This window comes from Micromonospora parathelypteridis (assembly GCF_014201145.1).
GTDB classification, from domain to species: domain Bacteria; phylum Actinomycetota; class Actinomycetes; order Mycobacteriales; family Micromonosporaceae; genus Micromonospora; species Micromonospora parathelypteridis.
On sequence record NZ_JACHDP010000001.1, the window covers coordinates 1,409,346 to 1,422,409 of the forward strand.

Annotated in this window: 13 protein-coding genes; 4 read left to right on the forward strand and 9 right to left on the reverse strand. The window is 72.0% G+C overall.

Translation table 11 applies throughout. The features are described from left to right. Positions 1-41: 41 nt before the first annotated feature. The 4 genes from HNR20_RS05860 to HNR20_RS05875 form a co-directional block, all read right to left on the reverse strand. Complete coding sequence (locus HNR20_RS05860) at positions 42-1,076, reverse strand: threonine aldolase family protein (protein WP_184177133.1); 1,035 nt, start codon at positions 1,074-1,076, stop codon at positions 42-44. A gap of 38 nt (positions 1,077-1,114) precedes the next feature. Beyond that, positions 1,115-2,521 carry a class II 3-deoxy-7-phosphoheptulonate synthase gene (locus tag HNR20_RS05865; RefSeq protein WP_184177135.1) on the reverse strand — a complete coding sequence of 469 codons (1,407 nt, stop codon included), beginning with the start codon at positions 2,519-2,521 and terminating at the stop codon, positions 1,115-1,117. Positions 2,522-2,608: 87 nt separating this feature from the next. Next, positions 2,609-3,118 carry a nuclear transport factor 2 family protein gene (locus HNR20_RS05870; RefSeq protein WP_184177137.1) on the reverse strand — a complete coding sequence of 170 codons (510 nt, stop codon included), beginning with the start codon at positions 3,116-3,118 and terminating at the stop codon, positions 2,609-2,611. A 180-nt stretch (positions 3,119-3,298) separates the two neighbouring features. Next, positions 3,299-4,933 carry a glycosyl hydrolase family 18 protein gene (locus HNR20_RS05875; protein ID WP_184177138.1) on the reverse strand — a complete coding sequence of 545 codons (1,635 nt, stop codon included), beginning with the start codon at positions 4,931-4,933 and terminating at the stop codon, positions 3,299-3,301. Positions 4,934-5,101: 168 nt separating this feature from the next. On the opposite strand from HNR20_RS05875, the gene HNR20_RS05880 reads away from it, so the two are divergent. Together HNR20_RS05880 and HNR20_RS05885 are read left to right on the forward strand one after the other, a co-directional pair. Next, positions 5,102-5,596, forward strand: coding sequence for a glutathione peroxidase (locus HNR20_RS05880; RefSeq protein ID WP_184177140.1), 495 nt, complete (start codon positions 5,102-5,104; stop codon positions 5,594-5,596). A 333-nt stretch (positions 5,597-5,929) separates the two neighbouring features. After that, positions 5,930-6,604, forward strand: a complete 675-nt coding sequence (locus HNR20_RS05885) for an NADPH-dependent F420 reductase (RefSeq protein ID WP_184177142.1) — start codon at positions 5,930-5,932, stop codon at positions 6,602-6,604. 28 nt (positions 6,605-6,632) lie between these two features. Here the strand turns inward: HNR20_RS05885 and HNR20_RS05890 are convergent, their stop codons facing one another. Then, a complete protein-coding gene (locus HNR20_RS05890; protein WP_184177144.1) occupies positions 6,633-8,234 on the reverse strand; it encodes a glycosyltransferase 87 family protein in 1,602 nt (533 codons plus the stop codon). A 168-nt stretch (positions 8,235-8,402) separates the two neighbouring features. Between HNR20_RS05890 and HNR20_RS05895 the strand changes: the two genes are divergently transcribed. Together HNR20_RS05895 and HNR20_RS05900 are read left to right on the forward strand one after the other, a co-directional pair. Further along, positions 8,403-9,272 carry a DUF4397 domain-containing protein gene (locus HNR20_RS05895; protein WP_184177146.1) on the forward strand — a complete coding sequence of 290 codons (870 nt, stop codon included), beginning with the start codon at positions 8,403-8,405 and terminating at the stop codon, positions 9,270-9,272. Further along, a complete protein-coding gene (locus HNR20_RS05900; RefSeq protein WP_229687199.1) occupies positions 9,269-9,958 on the forward strand; it encodes a class F sortase in 690 nt (229 codons plus the stop codon). The genes HNR20_RS05895 and HNR20_RS05900 overlap by 4 nt, the downstream gene beginning before the upstream one ends. Before the next feature lie 57 nt (positions 9,959-10,015). Here the strand turns inward: HNR20_RS05900 and HNR20_RS05905 are convergent, their stop codons facing one another. From HNR20_RS05905 to HNR20_RS05920, 4 genes are all read right to left on the reverse strand, one after another. Further along, on the reverse strand, positions 10,016-10,366 hold the full coding sequence (locus HNR20_RS05905) for a DUF2203 domain-containing protein (RefSeq protein WP_184177148.1): 351 nt from the start codon (positions 10,364-10,366) through the stop codon (positions 10,016-10,018). A 46-nt stretch (positions 10,367-10,412) separates the two neighbouring features. Continuing rightward, entirely contained in the window at positions 10,413-11,231 is an 819-nt protein-coding gene (proC, locus tag HNR20_RS05910) for a pyrroline-5-carboxylate reductase (RefSeq protein ID WP_184177150.1), read from the reverse strand. A 71-nt stretch (positions 11,232-11,302) separates the two neighbouring features. Then, positions 11,303-12,331 (reverse strand): 6-phosphofructokinase, encoded by a 1,029-nt coding sequence (locus HNR20_RS05915; protein WP_184188048.1) that lies wholly within the window; start codon positions 12,329-12,331, stop codon positions 11,303-11,305. A gap of 169 nt (positions 12,332-12,500) precedes the next feature. Next, positions 12,501-13,004, reverse strand: coding sequence for a pyridoxamine 5'-phosphate oxidase family protein (locus HNR20_RS05920; RefSeq protein ID WP_184177152.1), 504 nt, complete (start codon positions 13,002-13,004; stop codon positions 12,501-12,503). Between the last annotated feature and the right edge of the window lie 60 nt (positions 13,005-13,064).

A 13,064-nucleotide genomic window follows, 5' to 3' on the forward strand; every position in this document is an offset into this window, starting at 1 on the left:
GAACCTCTTGATCGCCGAAACGCGGGGCCGCGGAGCTGAGGTCAGGCCGCGGCGAGGATGCGGGGCAGGGCTGCGACGGCGCGGTCGATGTCCGCGTCGTTGAGACCCAGGTGGGTGACCAGGCGGGCGCTCCGGGGGCCGAGCACCGAGATCAGCACGCCCTCGGCCCGCGCGGCGGCGGCCAGGGCACGCGCGTCCAGGGCGTGCTTCGTGAGGTCCAGCGCGACCAGGTTGGTGCGGGCCCCGGTGGCGAGCACACCGAACGGCGCGACCGCCTCGGCGAGCCGGGCTGCCCGGGCGTGGTCGTCGGCCAGCCGGTCGACGTGGTGCGCGAGCGCGTACCGGCCGGCGGCGGCGAGGATGCCGGCCTGACGCATGCCACCGCCCATCCTCTTACGGATCATCCGGGCTCGTTCGATCTTCTCCGCGCTGCCCACCACCAGCGAGCCGACCGGCGCGCCGAGGCCCTTGGAGAGGCACACCGACATGGTGTCGAAGAGCCGGCCGTACTCGATCAGGGGGACCCCGTCGGCAACGTGCGCGTGCCAGATCCGGGCGCCGTCGCAGTGCAGCGCGACGCCCGCGTCGTCGGCGACCCCGCGCAGCTTCTGCAGGGTGGACAGCGGAATCACCCCGCCGCCGCCGCGATTGTGGGTCTGCTCGACGGCGATCGCGCGGGTCGGGACGGCGAAGTAGCCGTCCGGACGGATCATCGCGGCCACCGCCTCCGGGTCGATGTCCGCGCCGACCGCAGGCCAGGTCCGCGAGGAGATCCCGCCGTACGCGGCAGCGGCACCGATCTCGTACGTGACCACGTGCGCGTCGGCGTCGCAGAGCAGCTCGTCGCCGGGCGACACCAGCAATTGCAGGGCGATCTGGTTGGCCATCGACCCGCTCGGGGCGAAGAGCGCCGCCTCGTGCCCGAACAGCGCCGCGACCTCGGCCTCCAGCGCGTTGACGGTCGGGTCCTCGCCGTAGACGTCGTCACCGACCTCGGCGGTGGCCATCGCCTCCCGCATCCCGGCGGTGGGTCGGGTCACCGTGTCGGAGCGCAGGTCCACGAACAGGTCAGCCACAATGATCCTCTCGGCTGCCGAGTGCGGGGCTCACCAGCTCAGCCACGAAGCATCTCGGCTACTAGGAAGGCCAGCTCCAACGACTGCTGGGTGTTGAGTCGCGGGTCGCAGGCGGTTTCGTACCGGTCGGGCAGGTCGAGATCCTCGATGCCCTGGGCGCCGCCGAGGCACTCGGTGACGTCCTCGCCGGTCAATTCGACGTGCAGGCCACCGGGGTGGGTGTCCAGCCCTCGGTGTACCTCGAAGTAGCCGAGCACCTCGTCGACGATGCGGTCGAAGTGCCGGGTCTTGTAGCCGTTGGACGACTCGTGCGTGTTGCCGTGCATCGGGTCGCACTGCCAGACCACCTTGGCGCCGGCGGCGGTGACCTTGGCGACGATCGGCGGCAGGGCGTCGCGCACCCGGTGGTTGCCCATCCGGCTGATCAGGGTGAGCCGGCCGGGGATGTTGTCCGGGTTCAGCTTCTCGCACAGCTCGATCGCCTCGTCCGGGGAGGTGGTCGGGCCGAGCTTGACGCCGATCGGGTTGGCGATCCGGGAGATGAAGTCGATGTGCGCACCGCTGATCTGCCGGGTGCGCTCGCCGATCCAGAGGAAGTGCCCGGAGAGCCCGTACGCCCGACGGTCGGAGACCCGGGTGAGTGCCCGGTCGTACTCCAGGGCGAGTGCCTCGTGGGAGCAGTAGAGGGTGACGGTGCGCAGCGCCTCGTCGTCGGTCATCCCGCAGGCCCGGATGAAGGCCAGCGCCCGGTCGATCTCGCGGGCGATCGCCTCGTAGCGCTCCCCAGCCGGGGAGTTCTTCACGAAGCCCTTGTTCCAGTCGTGCACGGCGTGCAGGTCGGCGAGCCCTCCGGCGAGGTACGCCCGGAGCATGTTCATCGCCGCCGCCGAGTTGGCGTACGCCCGGATCATGCGTCGTGGGTCGGCGATCCGGGCGGCCGGATCGGCCTCCAGCGAGTTGATCATGTCGCCGCGGTAGGCGGGCAGGCCGCGCGCGTCGGTGGGCAGCGAGCGGGGCTTGGTGTACTGCCCGGCGACCCGGGCGACCTTGACCACCGGCAGCGACGCACCGTAGGTGAGCACGATCGCCATCTGCAGCAGGGTGCGGGCGTTGGCCAGCAGGTGGCTCTCGGTGTTGTCGGCGAACGTCTCGGCGCAGTCACCGCCCTGGAGCAGGAACGCCTTGCCCTCGCAGACCAGGGCGAGCTTCTGCCGGAGCTGATCCACCTCGTAGGGCGCGACGACCGACGGCACGGTGTCGAGGACCTTGCAGACCTCGGCGACGGCCGCCGGGTCGGACCACGGCGGGACCTGCTCGCGGGGCAGCTCCCGCCATCGGTCCAGGCCGAGCGCGGCGTCCTCGGCGGAGTCGACGGTCGGTCGGCTGGTCTGCAGGCCCGGGCTGCCCACCGGAGGATGGCTCAGCTGATGCCACTCATGGCGCATGACAGGAAGCCTACGGCGACGGTCGGGGTGCCCGGGCGGCGAGGGGGACGGTTCCGGCAGTTGGGAGATCAATCCGCCGGGCGCTGGTCAGGCCGCGGGAGAGGGAACGACACCGGTCGGCGTCGGGCTGGCGGCCGGGCCGCCTGGCGCCTCCCCGGCGATGCACCAGTCGCTTCCGTCGCGGGTGACGGTGAACACCAGCGGCCGGGCGACGGTGCGCTTGCCGGCGGTGACCGAGACCGAGACGCTGACCTCCTGCCCGAGCGGACCGGACCGGATGTCGGTGATGGCCGCCTCAGGCACCTGGAAGTGATCGGCGAAGTCGCCGTTGGGGCCGGTCGCACCCAGGTCGAAGCCGTCGTGCAGGAGAGCGCAGAGCTGGCTGCGGCCAGCGGCGACGTCCTTGGCGGCCATCGCGTCGAGGTACGCCTGCACGCGCTCGCGGGAGCGGGCGGCGGCCTCCTCGGCGGGGGCTCGCGCGGGCTTGGCGGGCGGCTCGTCCTTGGCACCGCCGCCGATCCCACAGCCGACCAGGGTGACCGGCAGCAGCACCAGCCCGGCGGCCGTTGCCGCCAGCTTGCGGTGGGTCGGGCGCATGACCACCTCCGTCGACGGTGAGATCGAGACCTGCCGAGCCGCGAGTCTGCCACATCGAGCCGGCCCGGCCCAACGACAGCGGCCCGGCCGACGCTGGGCGTCGACCAGGCCGGTTGTCACGGGCGGGGAGGGACGGTGCGCGCCCCTCCCCGCCGTGTGGGTGGTGCGTCGGCCCTCGGCTCAGCCGAGACCGCCCTTGATGGCGCCAATGAGCTCGCCGTTGCTGGTGTCACCGGAGAGCTCCCAGAAGAACGCGCCACCGAGGCCCTGGTTGTTCGCGTACTGCATCTTGCCGTTGATGGTCGACGGGGTGTCGTAGCTCCACCAGTTGCTGCCGCACTTGGCGTACGCGGTGCCGCCGACCGTGCCGGTGGCCGGGCAGGTGTTCTTGAGGACCTTGTAGTCCTCGATGCCCGCCTCGTAGGTGCCCGGCGCCGCGCCGGTGGCGCTGCCGCCCGGGGCGGCCTGCGTGACCCCGGTCCAGCCCCGGCCGTAGAAGCCGATGCCGAGCAGCAACTTGTTGGCCGGGACGCCCTTGCTCTTGAGCTTCTGGATCGCCGCATCGGAGTTGAAGCCCTGCTGCGGGATGCCGGTGTACGAGGTGAGCGGGGAGTGCGGTGCCGTCGGCCCCTGGGCGGCGAAGGCGCCGAAGTAGTCGTAGGTCATCGGCATCAGCCAGTTGAGGTTGCCGATGGCACCGGCATAGTCGGCGGCGTCGATCTTGCCGCCGTTGCTGCCGTCCGCGGTGATCGCGGCGGTGACCAGGGCGCTGGAGCCGAACCTCGACCGCAGGGCGCTGATCACGTTCTTGAACGCGTTGGGGCCGCTGCTGTCACAGGTCAGGCCGCAGGCGTTGGGGTACTCCCAGTCGACGTCGATGCCATCGAAGACGTCGGCCCAGCGCGGGTCCTCGACGAGGTTGTAGCAGCTCTCGGCAAAGGCGGCCGGGTTCTGCGCGGCCTGGGTGAAGCCGCCGGACCAGGTCCAGCCGCCGAACGACCAGATCACCTTGAGGTGCGGGTTCAGCTGCTTGAGCTTGCGCAGCTGGTTGAAGCTGCCCCGCAGCGGCTGGTCCCACGTGTCGGCGACGCCGTCCACGCTGTCCGCCGCCGTGTACGCCTTCTCGTAGTCGGCGTAGCTGTCACCGATGGCGCAGCGGCCACCGGTGGTGTTGCCGAAGGCGTACAGGATGTGGGTCAGCTTGGCCGCGGAGCCGCTGGTCTGGATGTTCTTGACGTGGTAGTTGCGCCCGTAGACGCCCCACTCGGCGAAGTAACCGACGACCTTCTTGCCGCCCGGGTTCGGCGGGTTGGTGGTCGGCGGTGGCGTGGTGGGCGGCGCCGTGGTCGGCGGTGCCGTGGTCGGCGGGGTGGTGGTCGGTGGCGGGGTCGTGGTCGGCGGGCTGGTGGGGGTGCCGCCGCCGCAGGGTGCGCCGTTGACGGTGCAGTTCAGCGGGGCCTTGAAGGCGCCGGTGCCGTTGTAACCCCAACTGAACGAGGCACCCGGGGCGAGGCCGCCGGCCCAGCTCTTCTTGACCGCGACGTAGTGGTTGCCGCTGCTGGTCACGTCGGCGTCCCAGGCGCTGCTGATGGTGGTGCCCGACGGCAGGTCGAACTCGATGCGCCAGGTGCTGACGGTGGCACTGGACCCGTTGGTGACGGTCACCTTCGTCTCGTGACCGGTCCCCCAGTCCTGTGCCCTGGTGAACGTGGTGGTGACACTGCCGGCGCCGAACGCGGTGGTCATCGGCACCGCTGCGACGGTCACGGCGACCACGGCACCGGCCCAGAGGGCCCGGCGGAGCGATCTTTTCATGAGGCGTCTCCCGAACTGTTAGGAAACTTTCCAAAAGAGATGGTGAGACGGTACTCACGGCGTCATCACTTAGTCAAGATGTGCATGTTTCGATTTCTCCTGGTGCGTGGAGTGCCCCTGCTCCGCCCGCCCCCGGGGCCTCGCCCGGCCGGCGCGTAGCCTCGGGCCATGACCGTCTTCGACATCCCGATCGACGCCCTCAACGGCGGCCCCGCCGACCTGGCCCGCTACCGCGGGAAGGCGCTCCTGGTCGTCAACGTGGCCTCCCGCTGCGGCCTCACCCCGCAGTACGCCGGCCTCCAGACGCTCGCGGACTCCTACGCCGACCGCGGCCTGGTGGTGCTCGGCGTGCCCTGCAACCAGTTCGCCGGGCAGGAGCCGGGCAGCGCCGCCGAGATCAGCGACTTCTGCCAGGTCAACTACGGGGTCACCTTCCCGCTGACCGAGAAGGTCGACGTCAACGGTCCGGACCGGCACCCGCTCTACGCCGCGCTCGTGGAGACCCCGGACGCCGACGGGCACACCGGGGACGTCCGGTGGAACTTCGAGAAGTTCCTGGTGGCCCCGGACGGCAGCATCGCCGCCCGCTTCGCCCCAACGGTCGAGCCCGACGCCGACGACCTACGCGCCGCGATCGAGAAGGCCCTACCCACCCCGGCCTGACTCGCGCCCCGGGCCGCCCCGCGCCGCCCCGCCCCGCCTTGATCGCGCTCGAACACGGATGTAGTGGTCTCCCGGCCTCCCGGAGGCCACTACATCCTGGATCGAGCACGATCCTGCTGGGTCGACGGCGCGTGATCTTGTCGGGTCGACGGCGCAGGGCGAACTGCTCGTCACCGGAGAGTGGCATGTCCTCGGAGAGCCGACTGGCGACCAGCGTGAGCAGTACGTTGTGCAGGGCGGACTCTCGGCGCAGCCGGTCGACAGCGCGGCAACCGGAACAACCCACCGCTCCAGTCAGGAATGCGTCGCTGGTGGGCGGAGTTGGGGACCAACATGACAACTGTGGGACTGATCGGCAGCGGCAACATCGGCGGCACGTTGGCCCGGCTGGCGGTGGACGCCGGCTACGAGGTGGTGCTGAGCAACTCGCGTGGGCCGGAGACGCTGAAGGACCTCGCCGACGAGCTGGGCGAGCACGCCAGCGCCGGCACGGCCCAGGACGCGGCGCACGTGGGTGACCTGGTGGTGGTCAGCGTGCCGCTGAAGGCCTACCGGGCGGTGCCCGTGGAGCCGCTGGCCGGCAAGGTCGTGATCGACACCAACAACTACTACCCGCAGCGCGACGGGGCCTTCCCGGAACTGGACGCCGGCGAGATCACCAGCAGCGAGCTGCTCCAGCAGCACCTGCCGGAGGCCCGGGTGGTCAAGGTCTTCAACAACATCTACTTCGCGCACCTGGCCGCGCTGCCGCGACCGTCCGGGGCGACGGACCGCAGCGCCCTCGCGATCGCCGGTGACGACGCCGCCGCGAAGGCCGAGGTGACGGCGTTCCTCGACCGGATCGGCTACGACGCGGTCGACGCGGGGTCGCTGGCCGACGGATGGCGCTACCAGCCGGACACCCCCGCGTACGGCACGCTCTACTCCGCCGACCCGACGGACTGGTCGCACCCGGCCCAGGGCGACACCGAGAAGCTGCGCGCCGCGCTGGCGGCCGCGACCCGCTGAGCGACGCCGCCGCCCTCCCCGCGATCGCCTACCGGGTGGTGGTGCGGAGGGCGGCGGCGAGTTCCTCGTCGTAGCTGGCGATCGGCTGACCGTCCGCGGTGTACGCGAGGAGTCGGCCCTGGGCCATGTTCGCCGAGCGGAACGAGAACGTCCTCGTCCCCGGGTAGGCGTCGAGCAGGGGGATCACCCGAGGTGCCCCGCCCGGGGCGGAGAAGTATTCCAGCCTCGCCACCTGCGGGGAGACCACGCCGTTGACCCGGACCTTGGTCTTCTCGGCCCGGGTGCCGAAGGTGACCGGCGCGTCGGTGCCGTAGGCGGCGCATTCGACCGGGCCACGGCAGACGAAGAAGTATCGCGGGTTGGCCACGTCGTCGAGGGCGTACGCCTTGAAGGTCGGGTCCGCTCCGGCGGGCAACGGCTGCACGGCGAAGAAGGCGACCGCCACCGTGGCCGTGACGCCCACCCGCAGCCAGCCCCTCCCGGCCGCCGGCCTTCGGTTGGTGCGAGCGGCGGCGACCGCGACACCACCGAAGCCGGCCAGACACAGCAGGCACACCCCGACGGCGCGGGCGTTCTCGAAGAGGAACTGCACGCCCGGCCGCATCGACACCGGGCTGAGGACCGCACCCAACGAGACGATCATGGCGGCGAGCAGCGCCGCGCCAGCGGCCCGCTGGGTGACGCCGGACGCGCCGATCAGCAGCATCGCCGCGAGCACCGGCCACACCTGGTGGTGGGTCCAGGACACCGGGGACGCGGCGACGGTGGCGCAGCCGACCAGCACGGCCGCGTGCCTCGGGCGGCCCCCGGACGCCAGGTGCCGGGCCCGCAGCAGCGCCGCCGCGCAGATGAGTGCTACCAGGCCTGCCCAGAGCAGGGGCAGCGCCGACTCGTCGACGCCGACGCGCAGCAGCATCCCGTGCACGGACTGGTTGCCCAGCGAGGCCAGGTTGCCGATCCGCGAGGTCTGCCGCACCGCCTCGCTCCAGTAGGTCCAGCTCTCGCCCGGCAACACGATCGCGGCGAGACCCGCGCAGGCCACGAACGTCGCGACCGCCCGGCCGGCATCGCGGTAGCGGCCCGTGGCGAGGAAGTAGACCACGAACAGCAGTGGGGTCAGCTTGATCGCCGCGGCGACCCCGACCAGCACCCCGCGCAGCCGGGGTGGGACGGCGCCCATCCCGTCCAGCAGGGCCATCAGCACGATGAAGATGCTGACCTGGCCGAAGCGCAGGTTGCTCTGCACCGGCGCGGAGAGCATCAGCACGGTCGCCGCCACCGCCACGACGAGCGGCCGCCGGGACTGCCGGGTGGTCAGCGCGACACCGACGGCCCCGGCGATGGCGACGACGGCCGCGCAGGTCGCGACCAGCCAGATCCCCTGCAGTACGCCCTCGCTCACGACGGTGATCGGTCCCAGTACGAGGGCGGCGAACGGCGGGTAGGTGAACGGTCCGCCGTTGCCCGCCGCGTACTCGTACAGCGGTCGACCACTGTGCAGGTCGGACAGTGCGCCGTAGTAGATGTGCAGGTCGGAGAGGCGATCCGGACGCCGGAGGACGAGCACACAGGACACCAGCGCGACGACGACGAACGCCGCCCACATCAGCGCCACCCGGCGATCCCGCATCGACCGAGGATAAGGGAGCACGACGGTCGACGTCGGCCCCGTCAGCGGCAGACCCGGGGTGGAGGGCCATTGAAAAACATCCTTTCGGCAACTTGCGCTGGAGTCCTGTAAACGGGACCCTGTTCTCTGGGTTGCCGCCCGCTTACTGAACGTGCTTCCGGAGGCGACATGCACACGCTCCGTACCGCGCCTCGCCGGCTGCTGGCCGGCTCCGGCGCGCTCCTGCTCAGCACCGCCCTCGCCGCCGCCGGCACGCCTGTGCCGGCCAGCGCCGCGACCGCTGTGGACACCGTCGGATACGTCCGGCTCGCCCACCTCTCCCCGGACACCCCGGCCGTCGACGTCTACCTCGCCGCGCCGGGCGCCGCCAAGCCCATGGTCTTCGACGGGGTCGCCTACGGCGTGGTCTCCGACTATCTGAAGCTGGCACCCGGTCGCTACGCGGTGGCGATGCGCGAGGCCGGCGCTCCCGCCAGCGATCCCCCGGTGCTCACCACCGAGGTCGCGGTGACCAGCGGTGACGCCTACACGGTGGCCGGCGTCGGTCGGCACGCGGACCTGGGGCTGCGGGTGATCAACGATGACCTCAGCGCGCCCGCTCAGGGCCACGCGAAGGTGCGGGTCGTGCAGGCTTCCGTGCGTACCCCGATGCTGGACGTGGCCGCCGCCGACGGCCCGACGATCGCCAACGGCGTGCAGTTCGCGACCACGACCGAATACCAGCAGGTCGAGCCGGGCAGTTTTCGGCTGCGGCTCACCGGTGCCGCCGGGCCGAGCGCCGACGCCGAGGTGCGGCTCACCGGCGGCGCGGTCTACTCACTGCTGGTGCTCGATGCGAAACAGGGCGGGCTGACCGCTGAGCTGCGCCGCGACGCAAAGGGCGGCATCGTCGTCCCTGCCGGCGGGGTGGACACCGGCGCCGGCGGCACCGCCCGGGCCGGGTTCGGCGCGTACCCCCTGGTGGCCGGCGGGTTGGCCGCGGTGGCCGTCGCGGTGACCCTGCTGCTCTGGCGCCGACGGCGGCGCACCACCTGGTGAACACCGGGGCCGACGCGTCGATCCGGCGGCACCGCGACCGGCGGGTGCCGCTGGCCGCGCTGGTCGCGGCCGGCGCGGCAGTCTGCCTGGCCGCCGGCACCGGGGTCGGGCTGGCCATCAGCGGCCCGTCGCCCGGCTCGGCGCCGCCGATGGCGAGCTGGCACCCCGGCTGCACCGACGACTGCCCGTCCGTGGCCGCGGCGCCCGTGCCGCAGGGTCCACCCACCCGGGTACGCGTAGCCCGCATCGGTGTCGACTCCGCGCTCACCGTGTTGGGCCTGGACCGCGCTGGTGCGCTGATCCCGCCGACCGACTTCGACGCCGCCGGCTGGTACGGGGGTGGTCCGGCCCCCGGCGACACCGGCCCGGCCGTGCTCGCCGGGCACCTGGACTCGCGGCGCGGCCCGGCCGTGTTCGCCCGGCTCGGTGAGCTGCGCCCCGGTGATCGGGTGGAGGTGTGGCGCGGCGGGCAGCGGCTGTCGTTCCGGGTGACCGGGTCGCTGCGGACCCGCAAGGACCGCTTTCCCACGGAAGCGGTGTACGGGCCGACGCCGGGTGCGGAGTTACGCCTGGTCACCTGCGGGGGTGACTTCGACCGGCGCAGCGGGCACTACCGGGACAACGTGGTGGTCTTCGCGGTGACCGAGGCCGCCGGCCCGATGCTGCCGGACTCCGCCGCGGGTTAGGCCGCCGGTCGGCAGCCCAGGTGCGGCGTCAGAGCGGTCGATAGCCCAGGCGCCGCGTCAGAGCGGCCGGCGGCCGGCGAAGCCGCACTCGGCCCGGTGGTACCAGCGCACGTCGGAGTCGCCCTCCAGCCAGCACCAGAGCACGGCGCGGCCGGCCCGCTCGCCGGGGAAGTCGAGCAGCACCGGGGCGATGCCCTTGACCTGGATGTCGTGCTGGTGCAGCTCGTCGACGACGGCGTGCAGCCGGGCCTCCAACCCCTTCACCTCGGCCAGCCCGCCGAGCGCGCTCACGCCGTGGTCGGCCAGGTCGGCGCGCAGCTCGGTCAGGTCGGCCCGGACCCGGATCAGCTCGTCGACGCGCGGCTGCAGGGTGGCCACCAGGTGCCGGGCCTGGGCAAGTGTGAACACGGGGCCAGTATGCGGCACGCGCAGCCCCGCGAGGCGCCCGGAACGGTCAGTCGGCCTGGGCCGCCAGCTCGCGGGCGCGATCCCGGGCAGCCTCCAGCGCGGCGAGCAACGCCGCGCGTACGCCGTGCTTCTCCAGCTCACGGATCGCGGAGATGGTGGTGCCGGCCGGTGAGGTGACCGCCTCGCGCAGCTTGACCGGGTGCTCGCCGGAGTCGCGCAGCATCACCGCGGAACCGATCGCGGTCTGCACGATCAGCTCGTGCGCCACCTGCCGGGGCAGCCCGAGCAGGATCCCCGCGTCGATCATGGCTTCGACGAGCAGGTAGAAGTAGGCCGGGCCGGAGCCGGAGAGCGCGGTGACCGCGTCCTGCTGCGATTCCGGCACCCGGATCGTCTGCCCGAGCGGCTTGAACATCTCCTCGGCCAACGCCAGGTGCGTCCCGGTGGCGTACGCGCCCGCCGAGATCGCCGTCATCGCCTCGTCGACCAGCGCCGGGGTGTTGGTCATCACCCGGACCACCGGGGTGCCATCGGGCAGCCTGCGGTTGAAGAAGCTGGTGGGCAGACCGGCGCAGAGCGAGATGACGAGCTTGTCCGCCGGCACCTTCGGGCCGATCTCGTCGAGCAGAGCGGCGGCGTCCTGCGGCTTCACCGAAACCGCGAGCACCGCCGCCTCGTCCACCGCCGTCAGGTTGTCGACGACCCGTACGCCGTAGCGGGCGGTCAACTCCTCGGCGCGGGCCGGACGGCGGGCGGTGGCCAGCAGCCGGTCCACCGGCCATCCCGAGCGCAGCAGCCCGGAGAGCATCAGCTCACCGATCTTGCCCGCACCGATCACCGCGACCGTGTGCACCCCGGCTGACATGTCGCCCGTACCTCCTCGCGTCGGGTCGCGGCGCGGCGGACCCGCAGGCCCGCCGCGCCGCCGACCGTCGATCAGCTGCCGAAGAAGACCTCGGCCTCGGCGTACCGCTCCAGCGGCACGGTCTTCAGCTCGCGGGTGGCCTCGGCCAGCGGCACCCGGACGATGTCCGTGCTCTGCATCGCGACCATCTTGCCCCAGTCGCCGTCGTTGACCGCGTCGATGGCCTGCAGGCCCAGGCGGGTGGCGAGCACCCGGTCGAAGGCGGTCGGGGTGCCACCGCGCTGGATGTGGCCCAGCACCACGGTGCGGGCCTCCTTGCCGGTCTTGGCCTCCAGCTGCTCGGCGAGCCACTGGCCGATGCCGCCGAGGCGGACGTGGCCGAACGAGTCCAGCTCCTGGTTGGCGAGGACCATCTGGCCGTCCAGCGGCTGGGCGCCCTCGGCGACAACCACGATCGGGGCGTACTGGTGCTGGAAGCGCTTCTCGACGTAGCCGGCCACCTGGTCGACGTCGAACTGCCGCTCCGGCAGCAGGATCACGTTGGCGCCGCCGGCCAGGCCGGCGTGCAGGGCGATCCAGCCGGCGTGCCGGCCCATCACCTCGACGACCAGGGTGCGGTGGTGGCTCTCCGCGGTGGTGTGCAGGCGGTCGATGGCCTCCATCGCGATGTTGACCGCGGTGTCGAAGCCGAAGGTGTAGTCGGTGGCGCCGAGGTCGTTGTCGATCGTCTTCGGCACGCCGACCACGTGCACGCCCAGCTCGAAGAGCTTGGTGGCCACGCCGAGGGTGTCCTCGCCGCCGATCGCGATCAGCGCGTCCACGCCCTGCTCGGCGAGGTTGTCCTTGATCCGCTCGACGCCGTTCTCGATCTTGAACGGGTTGGTACGGGACGAGCCGAGGATGGTGCCGCCACGGGGCAGGATGCCACGGACGTCAGCGATGCCCAGGGGCCGGGACAGGCCCTCCAGCGGGCCCTTCCAGCCGTCCCGGAAGCCCACGAACTCGTGACCGTAAGTGGCGACGCCCTTGCGGACCACCGCCCGGATGACCGCGTTGAGACCGGGGCAGTCGCCGCCGCCGGTGAGCACGCCGATACGCATGATCCGCTCATCCTCCTGGAGCATCAGGTAAAGCCCGATTTGCCCCAGGATATGTGTCAGGTCAGACCATCGGCGCCGTTGCCGGCCCGGGGCGGGCCGTCACTGCGCACTGTAGTCGGCCCGCTGGTACGGCGACAGCGCGCCCCGGGCGAGGGCCCACGATCGCCGCTCAGAAGGTGACCTCGTTGTTCTCGCCGACACTGGGCGGCTGGCCGGTGACCGCGGCCTTCGCGTAGCCGAGCAGGTTGACCACGGCGCTGCTCGGCGAGTCCCAGTACTCGGCCGAGCTGGCGTGCACCTTGATCAACGTGAGGCCGGGGGTGTCCAGCCCACCGGGAAACCACGCCTTGAGCAGCGGGTTCCACAGTTGCTCGGCACGGGCGCGATCGAGCCCTTCGGTGGCGGTGCCGGAGATCGACACCCAGGCGTGGTGCTTCTGGTCGGAGAAGGCGACGTTGACCTCCGGGTTCACCCGGAGCTGGCGGACCTTGGCCGAGTCGGCGGAGGCGAAGAACCACAGATCGCCGTCGAACTCGACCTCCTGGAGCCCCATCGGCCGGCTCACCTGCCGCCCGTCCAGAGCGATCGTGGTGAGCATGCAGATCCGCGCGGCCCGGGCCAGCTCGGTCACCCGGGCGCGGGCCTCGGCGGCGCTGGTCGGCTGGTTGCTCATGGCACACTCCCTCGGCTCGGCTGGTCGAACCGATGCCCGGGACAGAACCGGTCAAACCTA

Coding starts and splice junctions, on each gene's coding strand:
- HNR20_RS05875 (WP_184177138.1), bottom strand. CDS start 4,933: ATGAAAAGATCGCTCCGCCGGGCCCTCTGGGCCGGTGCCGTGGTCGCC.
- HNR20_RS05895 (WP_184177146.1), top strand. CDS start 8,403: ATGCACACGCTCCGTACCGCGCCTCGCCGGCTGCTGGCCGGCTCCGGC.
- HNR20_RS05865 (WP_184177135.1), bottom strand. CDS start 2,521: ATGCGCCATGAGTGGCATCAGCTGAGCCATCCTCCGGTGGGCAGCCCG.
- proC (WP_184177150.1), bottom strand. CDS start 11,231: ATGTCAGCCGGGGTGCACACGGTCGCGGTGATCGGTGCGGGCAAGATC.
- HNR20_RS05885 (WP_184177142.1), top strand. CDS start 5,930: ATGACAACTGTGGGACTGATCGGCAGCGGCAACATCGGCGGCACGTTG.
- HNR20_RS05920 (WP_184177152.1), bottom strand. CDS start 13,004: ATGAGCAACCAGCCGACCAGCGCCGCCGAGGCCCGCGCCCGGGTGACC.
- HNR20_RS05880 (WP_184177140.1), top strand. CDS start 5,102: ATGACCGTCTTCGACATCCCGATCGACGCCCTCAACGGCGGCCCCGCC.
- HNR20_RS05890 (WP_184177144.1), bottom strand. CDS start 8,234: ATGCGGGATCGCCGGGTGGCGCTGATGTGGGCGGCGTTCGTCGTCGTC.
- HNR20_RS05915 (WP_184188048.1), bottom strand. CDS start 12,331: ATGCGTATCGGCGTGCTCACCGGCGGCGGCGACTGCCCCGGTCTCAAC.
- HNR20_RS05870 (WP_184177137.1), bottom strand. CDS start 3,118: ATGCGCCCGACCCACCGCAAGCTGGCGGCAACGGCCGCCGGGCTGGTG.